General features: G+C 44.4%; 11 protein-coding genes. 6 read left to right on the forward strand and 5 right to left on the reverse strand.

The features are described 5' to 3' along the window. Positions 1-77: 77 nt before the first annotated feature. The 3 genes from PY364_RS28090 to PY364_RS28100 all read right to left on the reverse strand — a co-directional run bounded on the left by PY364_RS28090 (position 78) and on the right by PY364_RS28100 (position 2,517). The gene (locus PY364_RS28090) at positions 78-422 is read right to left on the reverse strand and encodes a Dethiobiotin synthetase (RefSeq protein ID WP_275570996.1); all 345 of its coding nucleotides are present in this window, start codon (positions 420-422) and stop codon (positions 78-80) included. 30 nt (positions 423-452) lie between these two features. Then, complete coding sequence (locus tag PY364_RS28095; protein WP_275570997.1) at positions 453-1,406, reverse strand: alcohol dehydrogenase catalytic domain-containing protein; 954 nt, start codon at positions 1,404-1,406, stop codon at positions 453-455. Positions 1,407-1,539: 133 nt separating this feature from the next. Then, positions 1,540-2,517 carry a CHAD domain-containing protein gene (locus tag PY364_RS28100; RefSeq protein ID WP_275570998.1) on the reverse strand — a complete coding sequence of 326 codons (978 nt, stop codon included), beginning with the start codon at positions 2,515-2,517 and terminating at the stop codon, positions 1,540-1,542. 253 nt (positions 2,518-2,770) lie between these two features. Here PY364_RS28100 and PY364_RS28105 point away from each other — a divergent pair, with 253 nt between their 5' ends. The 3 genes from PY364_RS28105 (at position 2,771) to PY364_RS28115 (ending at position 4,773) form a co-directional block, all read left to right on the forward strand. Then, a complete protein-coding gene (locus PY364_RS28105) occupies positions 2,771-3,493 on the forward strand; it encodes a pyridoxine 5'-phosphate synthase (protein WP_275570999.1) in 723 nt (240 codons plus the stop codon). Between the two features lie 116 nt (positions 3,494-3,609). Continuing rightward, positions 3,610-3,936 (forward strand): MgPME-cyclase complex family protein, encoded by a 327-nt coding sequence (locus PY364_RS28110; protein WP_275571000.1) that lies wholly within the window; start codon positions 3,610-3,612, stop codon positions 3,934-3,936. 162 nt (positions 3,937-4,098) lie between these two features. Further along, complete coding sequence (locus tag PY364_RS28115) at positions 4,099-4,773, forward strand: hypothetical protein (protein WP_275571001.1); 675 nt, start codon at positions 4,099-4,101, stop codon at positions 4,771-4,773. 70 nt (positions 4,774-4,843) lie between these two features. Here the strand turns inward: PY364_RS28115 and PY364_RS28120 are convergent, their stop codons facing one another. Next, a complete protein-coding gene (locus PY364_RS28120; protein ID WP_275571002.1) occupies positions 4,844-5,302 on the reverse strand; it encodes a divergent PAP2 family protein in 459 nt (152 codons plus the stop codon). Between the two features lie 15 nt (positions 5,303-5,317). Then, a complete protein-coding gene (gene crtE / locus PY364_RS28125) occupies positions 5,318-6,244 on the reverse strand; it encodes a geranylgeranyl diphosphate synthase CrtE (protein ID WP_275571003.1) in 927 nt (308 codons plus the stop codon). A 351-nt stretch (positions 6,245-6,595) separates the two neighbouring features. Between crtE and PY364_RS28130 the strand changes: the two genes are divergently transcribed. The 3 genes from PY364_RS28130 to PY364_RS28140 all read left to right on the forward strand — a co-directional run bounded on the left by PY364_RS28130 (position 6,596) and on the right by PY364_RS28140 (position 12,947). Next, positions 6,596-11,950: an AAA family ATPase gene (locus tag PY364_RS28130; protein ID WP_275571004.1), complete on the forward strand. Its 5,355-nt coding sequence runs from the start codon at positions 6,596-6,598 to the stop codon at positions 11,948-11,950. A 109-nt stretch (positions 11,951-12,059) separates the two neighbouring features. Beyond that, positions 12,060-12,578 carry an alpha-ketoglutarate-dependent dioxygenase AlkB gene (locus PY364_RS28135; RefSeq protein WP_275571005.1) on the forward strand — a complete coding sequence of 173 codons (519 nt, stop codon included), beginning with the start codon at positions 12,060-12,062 and terminating at the stop codon, positions 12,576-12,578. Positions 12,579-12,596: 18 nt separating this feature from the next. Further along, positions 12,597-12,947 carry a hypothetical protein gene (locus tag PY364_RS28140; protein WP_275571006.1) on the forward strand — a complete coding sequence of 117 codons (351 nt, stop codon included), beginning with the start codon at positions 12,597-12,599 and terminating at the stop codon, positions 12,945-12,947. Positions 12,948-13,221: the final 274 nt, after the last annotated feature.

The raw sequence follows: 13,221 nt of genomic DNA on the forward strand, positions 1-13,221 counted from the left end.
CCAAGATGGCGGCGTTACGGATATTTTTGCGTAAGTTCTATAACAGTTAACAGTTAACAGTTAACAATTAACAGTTGCTACTGCCAGACTCCCGAAAAGATATTTTTAACTGCGATCGCAATCCGCTTCACATCTTCCTTTAAAACTGGGGGCCAGGCGATACCGCTACGGCTTCCGGCTTCAAATTGCCACACGCTTTCAACTGCAAATAAATGCAGTGCATAAACTAACTGTCGATCTAGCATCGGTGATTCTTGCAAAGTATCAAAAACCACTTTTAGAGACAACAATATATTAGTTACTTGTCCGGGAATTGGTGCATTCCCTTGTTTAAGACGCATTAAAAAAGCATCAGGATTTCGTTGAGTTTCAAGAGCCGTACCCTGATCGATCAGAAAATTGCGAGCTGTTTTATAATCCATTGGAAATGCGATCGCTATTCTGCGAATATATTATTCTATTTCTAGTAACACTTTCAACACCCCAGGGCTTTGTGCTTTTTCAAAGGCGCGGAGTCCTTCATCTAAGGGATAGCGACTGTGAATGAGATGTTTGACATCAACTTGATTTTGGGCTAACAACTGTAAGGCGGGTTTAAATGGGCCGCAGCGAGAACCGATTAGGGTAATTTCATCGACAACTAAGGCCGAAGCGTCGAAGGTGAGGGCTCCGGCATAGGTACTTTTGAGGACGAGGGTTCCTCTGGGACGCAAGGCGCGACGTGCGATCGCAAACCCTTCTGGATTCCCAGTACACTCGATGGAGATGTCAAAATATCGGTCTTTCACGGCATCGGCAAAACCAGTTTTGATCCCGCGTTCCTCTAAGTTCGCCAGTTTGTCGCGATGTCGCCCAATTGCCAACAGTTCGCAACCCGTGAGGACAATGGTTTGGGCGACGAGTTGGCCGAGTTTGCCATCTCCGACGACTAAAACTTTATCCTCTGGACTGATGGGTACTTGTTGCTGAATTTCTAAGGCGGCGGCGACGGGTTCTGTGAAGGTTGCCGCATCGGTGGATACGCTATCGGGTAAGGGGTGAAGGTTTGCGACTGGTAGCGTCAGGTATTCGGCAAAGGCCCCATTACGGTTGACTATGCCCAAGACGGTACGATTTTCGCAGTGAGTTGGCTGTTCGCTGAGGCAAAAACGGCACTGACCGCAGGCGGCGTTAATTTCGCCAACAACTCGTTTATTTACTAAGTCTGCGGGCCCTTGTTCGACAATGCCGACAAATTCGTGACCAAGGATGCCTCGATAGGGGTAATAGCCTCTCAGTAGTTCTAAGTCTGTGTTGCAGATGCCTGCCCGCAAAACTCGTACTAATGCTTCTCCGGGTGGCGCTTCTGGGATGGGGAGGTTGGTGCGAAGTTGCAGTTGCTTGTTTTCTAGCCACAGTCCTTTCATCTCTTTTCCCGCTTTGGCTTTTTTCTCAAGTTTAAAGATAATATAGCAACTACCAAGATTTTTAGGACGCTATATAGAATTGGTTTAGTCACTGCTGTTATTGTACCTCATCTTTCTGAGAAAGGCTATTATATTATGCTTCTACTTTCGGTCTAATCAATTCCGAGCGGAAATTTTGTCGAACTTCAGGAGTGAGATATCGCTGCTGTAAAAGTTGCCATTTCTGCCAAGACTCGAAGCGGCTTTGTGCCATAATTTCTGCTAAGGTGGGAAGTTGTTTTTTGATATCAAAGTCAAAAATATCTGTGATAAATTCTGCAAGAACTGCACTGTCTTGGATATCGCCTAAATATTCTTGAATGGCTTTGACATCTCCGAGATAAGCTTCGTAAGTCTCGCCGTAAAATTCCGTAAATAAACTCATTAGATAGCGCACTCGCTTAGCTTGCTTGCGAAGATCGTGAACAATTTCGCCGCGTTCTGTCAATTCCTGCTCTACAGTTTCAGAAGTCATTTCCTCGTGAATTATAATCTTTCCTTCTTGCTCTGTAACGCCGATCAACCAACCCGGATGCAGAAACATCTCGCTAACTTGAGGGAGTAATAAATCTGGCAATACTTCTGCAACTGGTAGCTGCGCGATCGCGTGATAGCAGGGTTTTTCCAGCCAATCTCGCAGCGATTGCTTGAACATTTGGTAATGTTTGTGTTCCAAAATTGCCCGAACTTTTTTTAAAGCACGATGGCGCTGTTTAAGTAAGTGTAGCAAAGATTTATCTAATATTTCTTGTTCTTTAGATGGCAAAGTTGGATAATAGCGGTTTTGGAGACTGTCGAGCATGACATCTAAATCTCGGAGTTCTCCCAAAACACGAGATATTTTACCAATCTTTTTCTCGTTCGTTTCTTTTGGTAAATCTACAACGGGAGCGAAACCAGTCACCGCAGAGCGCAAACGCCTCATGCCAACGCGCATCTGATGTAGTTCTTCTGGATCTCGGTCTTTAAGCACTTCGGCTTCGTGACCGATGATTTTCTCGAAGTATTTCTCTATTGCTTGGGAAGCTGCTGCTCCGAGAGTTTTTAGTTTTGGTGATGCTTCTGCTTTCATGGCGGGTTGGGTGACAATCCTCTGTCTTCAGAGGGATCGCAAGTTTAAGTTGGAGGGATTAACGATCGGAAATTTTATTATACTACTTTTTTCTCGCTCTAGATATAGTAATTATTCTCATTTAACATAAAAAGTATATTGACAAAAGATTTTTTTTGAGTTTCACTCCTTAGATAGCAATTTACTTACCAAAAGTGACAATAATGAGGTAAAGTAAAAGGCGGAAAAGTCTGGACATCAGGAGAGGTTTAGATTGCCTACACTTGGCGTGAATATAGATCACGTTGCCACGATTCGGCAAGCCCGCCGGACGGTGGAACCCGATCCCGTAGCAGCGGCTGCTTTAGCAGAATTGGCTGGTGCTGATGGTATTACTGTGCATTTGCGGGAAGACAGGCGGCATATTCAAGACCGAGATGTTCGTGTCTTACGGCAAACGGTGATGACTCACTTAAATTTAGAAATGGCTGCTACTGATGAAATGGTGGCGATCGCTCTTGATATTAAGCCTGACTACATTACTCTCGTACCGGAACGCCGCGAAGAGGTGACAACGGAAGGAGGTCTTGATGTGGCGGGAAACCAGCAGCGGTTGAGTGAAGTTGTCGATCGGTTACAGGGTGCTGGTATTCCTGTCAGTATGTTTATCAATGCTGAACCTACACAAATTGAGGCCTCGGCGGCGATTAAAGCGCAGTTTATAGAATTGCACACGGGTATCTATGCTGAAGCTAGTGCTGAAGGAAACCGGAAAAAGGAGTTAGCTGTATTGGCCGAGGGATGTCAGTTAGCGATCGCTTCTGGTCTCCGAGTTAATGCCGGTCACGGTCTGACTTACTCAAATGTTTACCCAGTTGCCTCCCTTGAGGGTATGGAAGAACTCAACATTGGCCATACAATTATTAGTCGGGCTGTCCTTGTTGGTTTGGAGCGGGCTATCCGCGAAATGAAACAAGCTATGCGAGGCGAATTTTGATGATTGTTGACTGTTAACTGTTAACTGTTGACTGTTAACTGTTGACTGTTAACTGTTGACTGTTAACTGTTGACTGTTAACTGGTTTTTATTACTCGTTATCCATTACTAAGGAAAATGCAAACCTACTACTACGTTTTAGCTAGCCAAAAGTTTTTACTTCAGGAAGAACCTTTTGAAGAAGTTCTCAAAGAGCGAAATCGCCATTATCGAGAACAGGAAAAAGAAATTGATTTTTGGTTGGTGAAGCAGCCAGCTTTTCTGGAAGCGCCGAAAATGTCAGAAATTAAGGCAAAATGTCCTCAGCCATCTGTGGCAATAGTTTCTACCGATCCTCAATTTATTACTTGGTTGAAACTGCGATTAGAATATGTAATCACAGGTGAATTTCAGGCTCCATCAGAAACAATTCCTGATGCTATAGCATCAAAGGAGCCTAGCTAGGGGCTAGGGGCTAGGGGCTAGGGGCTAGGGGAAGAAGGGGCTGGGGTTAGGGGTTAGAGGGGCTGGGGAAGAAGGTAATCCCTCGGTTTTCAGTAATTTAGAATGTCCTAACTACCTTGGCATTTGCTATAAATCTGGTCAATTTTTCAATTCTGGCATCGGATGATAACTTCTAAATTCTACTTCTCGACTTTGAAACTGAGGCGATCGCAAATTTTACTTAGTTCGGCTGCGATCGCCTTGGCAGGCTTGACAATTTTCGCAAATCATGTTAAGGCTCAGCCAACCTGTTCTCCCCCTCAGCCGGGAGAATATTTGTTGCTAATTGTTACGCAGACGGCGGATCAACAGGATAGAGCCAAGCGATCGCTGCCACAAAATGCCAATATTACCGTTTGCCGCTATATTAGCGATACGGTGACGCGAGTTGGTGGCTTTGGCAATCCAGAAACTGCTAACGACTGGGTTCGTTATTTCCAAGAGAGAATCGGCTTACCGGCCTATGCCATACAGCCAGGAGTCACCTTACCTCCTCAAGCACCCGCAAACAATCCCGCACCATCTATTAATCCTGGTTTCAAACCCCAACCTCTTGGCCCCGGCTATGCGGTATTAGTAGATTACGTCAATCAACCGCAACTAGCGGCTGCTGTGCAGCAAGCGTTAGGCAGACAATTAGCCTTAGTATCTTACGGTCAACGCTCATACCTACTCGCAACTTATACTACAGATCGGAATGCTGCCGCATCTGCACTGCAAACACTAAGCGATCGCGGATTTTTAGCAATGTTAGTAGACAGCCGCCGCGTCACTCTTATTGCTCCCACAGTTAAATAAATTAAAAATTAAAAATTAAAAATTAAAAAAGAGTAATCCTATTTTTAATTTTTAACTTTTAATTTTTAATTTAATAAGCTGGCCCAGCCAGTAAAGAGATTGTCACCCCCAACCCTAAGCCTACAATTACTTGAAAAGGAGTGTGACCGAGTAACTCCTTAAGGCGATCCTCATTAAATTGCTGGTTTTCAGTAAAAAACTCATCAATAATCTGGTTGAGAATGCGAGCTTGCTTACCAGCAGCTTGTCGGACACCAGCCGCATCGTACATGACAATAATGGCAAAAATCACAGCGATCGCAAACTCAGGACTATCCCAACCCACCGTCTGTCCAACTCCAGCAGACAAAGCACCGACAAAAGCCGAATGAGAACTAGGCATTCCCCCAGTCGTCACCAAGTAGCGCAGGTTGAACTTACGATTTTTGACTAATTCAATCGGTACCTTTAACACCTGAGCAATCAGACAAGCAAGCAGAGCAACCACAAGCACCTGATTATGTAGGATATTACCGGAAATTTCCTGCATAGTAATTTAGTATCCCTAATGAGTGCGGTTGGTAATAAAATCCGCGATCGCTAACAAAGGTTGAGCCTTTTCACCAAAACTTGCCAGTTCGGCCTTAGCCGCCTCCACCAAATTTTTAGCACGGCGTTTAGATTCCTCAATCCCCCACAAACTAGGATAAGTAGCCTTTCCAGCCTGCACATCCTTGCCAGCAGTTTTACCCAACTCCTCTTGAGTCGCAGTAATATCCAGAATGTCATCAACAATCTGGAAGGCTAACCCAATATTCTGAGCATAGCGAGAGAACCGCTCCAAATCATTGGGTTCGGCCCCAGCAAGTATCGCCCCACAAACCACACAAGCTTCCAGAAGTGCGCCTGTTTTGTGAGTGTGAATAAAATTGAGAGTTTCCTCAGAAACCTCTGAAACTCCCTCCGATTCCAAGTCAACCACCTGGCCACCCACCAATTCCGCCGCTCCCACAGCGCGTCCCAAACGAGCCACCACCTGCAACACCCGCTGAGGCGGTACATTCTGAGTTTGGGTAGCAATGAACTCAAAAGCATAAGCCAAAAGACCATCCCCAGCCAGAATAGCAATATCCTCGCCGTAGACCTTATGATTAGTCAGCTTGCCGCGCCGATAATCATCATTATCCATCGCCGGCAAATCGTCATGGATTAGCGACATCGTGTGGCTCATCTCAAAAGCACAAGCCGTAGGCATTGCCATTTCCACAGTCCCGCCAGCCAGTTCGCAGGTAGCAAGACACAAAATCGGGCGCAACCGCTTACCTCCCGCCAACAGCGAGTAGCGCATCGCCTCGTAAATTTTCTCAGGATAGGTGACAGGGACAGCACTATCGAGAGCCACCTCGACCGCTGCACTGCGTTCGGCTAGGTAAACCGATAGGTCAAAAGAGGATTTCGGTTGGGGCGAATGCGTTTCACTTACCAAGGTCATCCGTTGCTCTCTTGTAGTTGTTGTAATTTACAGTAAATTGAGTCGCAAGTCAGTTGCTACAATTGGCACTTAAGCCTTATGCGCTGGAATGCGGTACTCAATTTAACCATTTTACGGGTCTTGTGACACAGACGCGATAGATTCTAGAACTGGTTAGTGGTTAGGGATTCTGTTCTTACCGCAGCGAAGTAGTTGATAAAGCTGCCAAAAACGAGTGATTGAAAGCCACTTCGCTGCGGCAAGAACTAAACATTTGTTAACAAACCCCAATTTTTTCCCTTCTAACGCGCTATTCTCGACACAAAGCTGGTGCATTCTGACTTCGCGTTAATTCTTAGCAGAAAAATAAATATGCTCTCGATTCCAGGCGTTGCCGTCCAGACGCTTCTTTACGAAAGCGACAACTCTCTCGTTTACCGAGCTGTTCGGGAAGAGGATAACCAGCCGCTCATCCTGAAACTTCTCAAAGAGAGCTATCCCACACCTCAAGAGCTGCTACGCTACCGCACTGAATATCGCATTACCCGAGAGCTGAAAGAGGCGGGAGTCGTGCGAGTCTATGACTTGCAAAAATACCAAAACAGCCTCGTGATTTTTGTGGAGGACTTTGGTGGCGAATCCTTGAAAATTTGGATGCAGCAGCGGAAGTTTAGTCTCAAGGAGTTTCTGCAAATTGCGATCGCCACAACTGAAATTTTAGGGAAAATTCACAGCGCCAATATTATACACAAAGATATTAACCCTTCTAATATAGTATTCAATCCAGCGACAGGAGAGATCAAACTAATCGACTTTGGTATTTCCACTCAGCTAACGCGAGAAACGCCGAGCCTCAAAAACCCCAACGTTTTAGAAGGCACTCTCGCTTACATATCGCCGGAACAAACCGGCAGAATGAATCGCACTCTCGATTACCGCACAGACTTTTACTCCCTCGGTGTCACCTTTTACGAATTGCTATCAGGTAAATTGCCTTTTGAGACAGAAGATGCTTTAGAACTGGTTCACTGCCACATTGCCAGACAGCCGCTTTCCCCGCAGGAAATCGAGCCAAAAATTCCCCTAATTGTATCTCAAATTGTCAGTAAATTGATGGCGAAGAATGCCGAAAACCGCTATCAAACAGCCTGCGGAATAAAGCACGATTTAGAAATGTGTCTGGTTCAATTACAACAAACTGGTAACATTGAAACGTTTGCCTTGGGAACGCGAGATATTACAGACCGTTTCCTGATTCCCGAAAAACTTTACGGCAGAGAAACTGAAGTTTCTAATCTATTAGCAGCCTTTGAACGAGTTAGTACAGGTAGCGCCGAAATGATGCTGGTGGCTGGATTCTCTGGGATTGGTAAAACCGCAGTAGTGAATGAAGTCCACAAGCCGATTGCCAGACAGCGGGGCTATTTTATCAAAGGCAAATACGACCAATTCCAGCGCAATATTCCTTTCAGTGCATTTGTGCAAGCATTTCGGGAATTGATGGGGCAATTATTATCAGAAAGTGATGCTCAGGTACAAACATGGAAAACCAAGATTCTCACCGCAGTGGGTGATAGCGGGCAAGTCTTGATTGAGGTAATTCCTGAGTTAGAACGCATCGTTGGCGCTCAAAGTCCTGCACTAGAATTGTCGGGGAGTGCGGCCCAAAATCGCTTCAATATGCTGATGCAAAAGTTTGTGCAAGTATTTACCACCGCCGAGCATCCCTTAGTGATGTTTTTGGACGATTTGCAGTGGGCGGATTCGGCATCTTTGAAGTTATTACAACTGTTGATGGAGGATAGGGGGCATCTGTTAGTATTGGGTGCTTATCGGGATAATGAGGTGTCACCTGTTCATCCGTTTATGTTGACGGTGGATGAGATTGTGAAGTCTGGGGCAGCGGTGAATACGATTATGCTGCAACCGTTGAGTTTAGCGGCTCTGAATCAGTTGGTAGCAGATACGCTGATTTGCGATTTATCTTTGGCTCAACCTTTGACAGAATTGGTAGCTCAAAAAACCCAAGGAAATCCCTTTTTCTCGACTCAATTTCTCAAGGCGCTGTATGAAGATGGGCTAATTATTTTTGACCCCCCTGTGTCCCCCCTTACTAAGGGGGGAAATAAAGGGGGGTGGCAGTGCGATCTTGCCCAAGCTAGACTTAGCCATGCCTCGGATGTGGTGGAGTTTATGGCGGCGCAATTGCAGAAGTTGCCCAAAGAAACTCAGGATGCCCTCAAACTTGCCGCTTGCATTGGAGCGCAGTTTGATTTAGAGACATTAGCAGTAGTCAGCGAAGAAGTACGCGAACAAACGGCATCAGCGCTGTGGAAAGCCTTGCAAGAAGGACTTATTTTACAGATTGCAGAAGGCTATAACTTCACTCAAGAAGATGCTCAATCGTCTAGTCAGTCTGTTGCTAATCCAACTTATAAGTTCCTACACGATCGCGTCCAGCAAGCGGCTTATTCCCTAATCCCAGACGACAAAAAACAAGCTACTCATCTCACAATTGGACAGTTATTGCTACAAAAATATTCGGATATAGAAAGAGAGGAAAAACTCTTTGATATTGTGGGGCATTTAAATCAAGGAATTGAGTCGATCGATCGATTAAGCGAACGAGAAGCCTTAGCCCAACTTAACTTAGAAGCTGGAGGTAAGGCCAGAAGTTCTACCGCCTACGCTGCGGCAAATATCTATCTGCAAATGGGAATTGAGCTACTGACACCTCAATGCTGGCAAACTCAATATGAATTGACCCTAAATCTCTATGTTGCTGCTGCTGAAATTTCTTATTTGAATGGTGACTTTGATGGTCTGGAACAGAGGGCAGCACTGGTTTTGCAAGAAGCCCAAACAATCTTAGATCGAGTTAAAATTTACGAAATTGAAATTGCCGCTCAGACAGCCCAGAGCAAGGTTTTAGAAACGATCGCAGTAGCAAGAGACGCACTCTTACAATTGGGGATTGAACTCCCTGCCGAACCCGATCAAGCCAAGATTGGCAAAGCGCTACAAGCCCTTGCGGGCCAACTAAGCGGCAGAAAGATTGAGGAACTTGTTGACTTACCTGTGATGACAAATCCACAGACTCAGGCAGCTATGCAACTGTCTGGAATGTTGTTTCCACCCATTTTCCAGGGAATGCCCGGTTTGCTGCCCCTACTGAGCTCCACGATGGTTAGTTTATCGCTCTCTTTTGGGAATGCACCCGCATCGACGGTGGGGTATGCGATTCACGGAATGGTGTTGTGTGCCTTTTTGGGAGAGGTGGAAACGGGCTATGGCTTTGGGCAATTGGCACTCTCATTGCTCGATCGGTTTAATGTGCGAGAATTCAAGTCTATAATTCTGCTTTTGTTTGGTGGCTGGATTCAGCATCATCAAGAAGCTCTCAGGGCAACGATACCGACGCTAAAAGATGGCTATAAGTTGGGCATGGAAACTGGCGACTTTCTATATGCTAGCTACTGCATAAGTATTTACTTTGATGCCAAATTTTTTGGTGGGGTAGAACTAGACAATTGGGAACCAGAACTTGCAAGTTACAGGGCTGTTATGGCGCAGTTGAAACAATATTCTGCTCAGGTTTATTTGGATATGAAGCAGCAGATGGTGTGGAACTTTAGGGAAGTCCCTATTCTGTCGGATTGCTTAATCGGCTCTGCCTACGATGAAACGGTGATGATTCCTAAGCACCATCAGAACAATGACTTGACGGCGATCGCTGCTGTCTACATCTACAAACTGTTGCTTGCTTACTCCTTCGGAAATTACACGGCTGCCCTAGAACATATTACCCAAGCCAAGCCGTATTTGATGGCAGTATCGGGATTTGTTTTTGTTCCCATTTTCCATTTCTATGCAGCCCTGACAAACTTGGCACTTTTCCCCACAGAGTCAGAAATAGAACAAGCTGAAATTCTTATCCAGGTGGAAACTCATCAAAGCACGCTGCAACAGTGGGCACAAAATGCTCCGATGAATTATCTGCATAAATGGCACTTAGTTGAGGCAGAAAAGCAGCGAGTTTTTGGCAATAAAGCCGAGGCGATTGAAATGTACGATCGCGCTATTTCTGGAGCCAAAGAAAACAAATATGTTAATGACGAAGCCCTGGCAAACGAACTAACAGCCAAATTCTACTGGGAATGGGGCAAAACAAAAGTTGCTCAAGCTTACATATTTGAGGCCTATTATTGTTATGTTGAATGGGGAGCAACTGCTAAGGTAACAGATTTAGAAACGCGATATCCCCAATTATTCATTGTAACTCAACCGGGAAAGAAAAAAACTCAAACTACCGTAGCAATGACAACGAATGGTTCGGGGAATCACCTAGATATCAGCGCAGTTATGAAGGCTTCTCAGGCAATTTCCGGCGAAATATTGCTGGATAAACTATTGTCTACCTTGATGAAAATTTTGATTGAGAATGCGGGGGCGCAAAGAGGCTATCTAATTTTGGCAAGTCAGGGAAAGCTGTTAATTGAAGCTGAAGGTAAAATAAATTCCGAACAAGTCACCGTGTTGCAGTCAATCCCCGTTGAGAATTGTCAAGAACTTTCCGAAACGATTATCAATTATGTGGCCCGCACTCAAGAAAGCGTGGTACTAGATGATGCTGTTCGAGAGGGACAATTTACTAACGATCCCTACATCCAAAATCATCAGCCCAAATCAATTCTCTGCGTGCCACTCACTAACCAATCTCAAATCGTCAGTATTGTTTACCTTGAAAATAATCTGACAGCCGGATCTTTTACCCCAGAAAGACTAGAACTATTAAAAGTATTATCTGGACAGGCAGCGATCTCGATTCAAAATTCTAAGCTTTATACAGAAGTCCGCGAGAATGAAAGCAGGCTCGCTCAACTCAACAAAGCTTACGAGCGATTTGTCCCCCATCAATTCCTCCAGTTTTTAGAGAAGTCAAGCATAATTGATGTGGAATTGGGCGACCAAGTTCAGTTGGAAATGTCGGTGCTATTTTCCGATATTCGCGACTTCACCACGCTTTCGGAAACCATGACACCGGAGGACAATTTCAGATTTATTAATTCCTATCTCAGTCGCATGGAACCCGTCATTAATGAAAATCACGGGTTTATTGATAAATATATTGGCGATGCGATTATGGCGCTGTTTAGCGGCGATGCAGATAATGCAGTGAAAGCGGGAATTGCCATGCTCAACCGCCTTATTGAATACAATCAAATTCGTGCTAATTCTGGCTATGCGCCGATTCAGATTGGAATTGGGATTAATACTGGAAGTTTGATGCTGGGAACGGTGGGCGGGCCAAATCGTATGGATGGTACGGTAATCAGCGATGCGGTTAATTTAGCTTCTCGCGTGGAAGGATTGACAAAAAAGTATGGGGTGTCGCTATTAATCACCCAGGAAACTTACTCGCGCTTAGAAAATCCCTCTAAGTACGCAATCCGCACTCTAGATACGGTAAAAGTCAAGGGAAAATCTGAAGCGGTGACTGTTTATGAGGTGTTTGATTGCGATCCTCCTGAAATTAAAGAGGGCAAGTTAGCTACGCTGCAATTGTTTGCCGAAGCTTTGGCGATTTACTCGGAAGGGAAGTTAGCTGAAGCAGGGCGAATGTTTGCAGAGTGTTGTCATCAGAATCAGGGCGAACGCGTCGCTAAAATTTATTGGGAACGCTGCCAGTCTGTATTAGAGACTCGCGCAAAAATAATATATAGCTAGGGACTAGGGACTAGGGGCTAGGGGCTAGGGAAGAATGGGAAATAACTGCGGCAGAGTTTTACATTGATGATTTAAAAGATTAAACTGTAACAAGATTTATATTTGAGCAATGAACGAACCAGATTTACTTATTAATGATGTATTTTTACCGAATAGTCATTCTTTATTTGATAGTCTTATATCCATAATAAATTGGGATGAACGTATACAGGCAAGAAAAACAGCTAGCTTCGGTTCACCATATAACTACTCAAACATTTCTTACGACTCATGCCCAATGCTAGATGAGTTACTTCCTATTATTGATAAGCTTGAAAAACACTTTGGGTTTCGACCGAATAACTGTTTAGTCAATTATTACGCAGATGGTAACTCAACAATGGGATTTCATTCCGACTCAATTGATGAACTCATTGATGATACTGGTATTTCGATTATTTCTTTAGGGGCTGAAAGAATAATTACATTTCAAAACAAACAAGACAAAAGTAATAAATATAGTTACTTACTCAAAAGTGGTTCTCTACTATTTATGTCTCAGAAGACGCAGCGATACTGGAAACATGGAATTCTTAAGCAGTCAGAAACACTTGGTCGTATCAGTCTAACGTTTCGGTTGTTGAAGTAGAAGAAGGTAATAGATAAAATGGCAAATATTAATGACAAGTGGCAAGATGTTCCAGAAGAACTTTATAAGGAATGGGCAACGATTTTTTATGCTTCACAAGAGGGAATTAACCTTTCTGCATCTTGTCCAGTTTGCGGACAAAATACACTTCATTGTTACTACGACCCAATACGGAAACAAGAAATAGTAATTGATTCAAGAAAATATGTGGCTCGTGGAGGGCTTTGGCAATGGTGTAGTTCTTGTTACTGCTATGTTCATGCTTCTGCATCAGTTCCAGAATGGTGGTCTTGCAGCTTAGATATCGATCATGCTAAACTCAGGCACGATCCTGATTTACTTGAAAACACCCTTCAGAAGATGAAATAAACCTTTAAACACCTTTACAGAAGCGTTTGAAGCCTGGAGGACAGCAATATCTTTTCGGTTTGTCAAATGGCTGAACGAAAATTGGGACGTATTCTCCGCTTATAAAGCTAGTCCGAGGCTCTGTTTGGGCAAGAAATTTGTTTAAGTCCCGTTAGGACGTTCTGAATTCATGAAACCATTGATTCTATTCCCTTCTTCCCCTAGCCTAAGCGCCCCTAGTCCCTAGCTATACATGGCACTGCGGCCGCATCCGCATCCACTCATCCCACCCCTT

The organism is Kamptonema sp. UHCC 0994 (assembly GCF_029167235.1).
GTDB lineage: Bacteria > Cyanobacteriota > Cyanobacteriia > Cyanobacteriales > Microcoleaceae > Kamptonema.

What these genes read in the sequence shown, in the direction of transcription:
- PY364_RS28140 (WP_275571006.1), top strand. Translation starts at nt 12,597, where the DNA reads ATGGCAAATATTAATGACAAGTGGCAAGATGTTCCAGAAGAACTTTAT.
- PY364_RS28120 (WP_275571002.1), bottom strand. Translation starts at nt 5,302, where the DNA reads ATGCAGGAAATTTCCGGTAATATCCTACATAATCAGGTGCTTGTGGTT.
- PY364_RS28135 (WP_275571005.1), top strand. Translation starts at nt 12,060, where the DNA reads ATGAACGAACCAGATTTACTTATTAATGATGTATTTTTACCGAATAGT.
- PY364_RS28095 (WP_275570997.1), bottom strand. Translation starts at nt 1,406, where the DNA reads ATGAAAGGACTGTGGCTAGAAAACAAGCAACTGCAACTTCGCACCAAC.
- PY364_RS28130 (WP_275571004.1), top strand. Translation starts at nt 6,596, where the DNA reads ATGCTCTCGATTCCAGGCGTTGCCGTCCAGACGCTTCTTTACGAAAGC.
- crtE (WP_275571003.1), bottom strand. Translation starts at nt 6,244, where the DNA reads ATGACCTTGGTAAGTGAAACGCATTCGCCCCAACCGAAATCCTCTTTT.
- PY364_RS28090 (WP_275570996.1), bottom strand. Translation starts at nt 422, where the DNA reads ATGGATTATAAAACAGCTCGCAATTTTCTGATCGATCAGGGTACGGCT.
- PY364_RS28110 (WP_275571000.1), top strand. Translation starts at nt 3,610, where the DNA reads ATGCAAACCTACTACTACGTTTTAGCTAGCCAAAAGTTTTTACTTCAG.
- PY364_RS28115 (WP_275571001.1), top strand. Translation starts at nt 4,099, where the DNA reads ATGATAACTTCTAAATTCTACTTCTCGACTTTGAAACTGAGGCGATCG.
- PY364_RS28100 (WP_275570998.1), bottom strand. Translation starts at nt 2,517, where the DNA reads ATGAAAGCAGAAGCATCACCAAAACTAAAAACTCTCGGAGCAGCAGCT.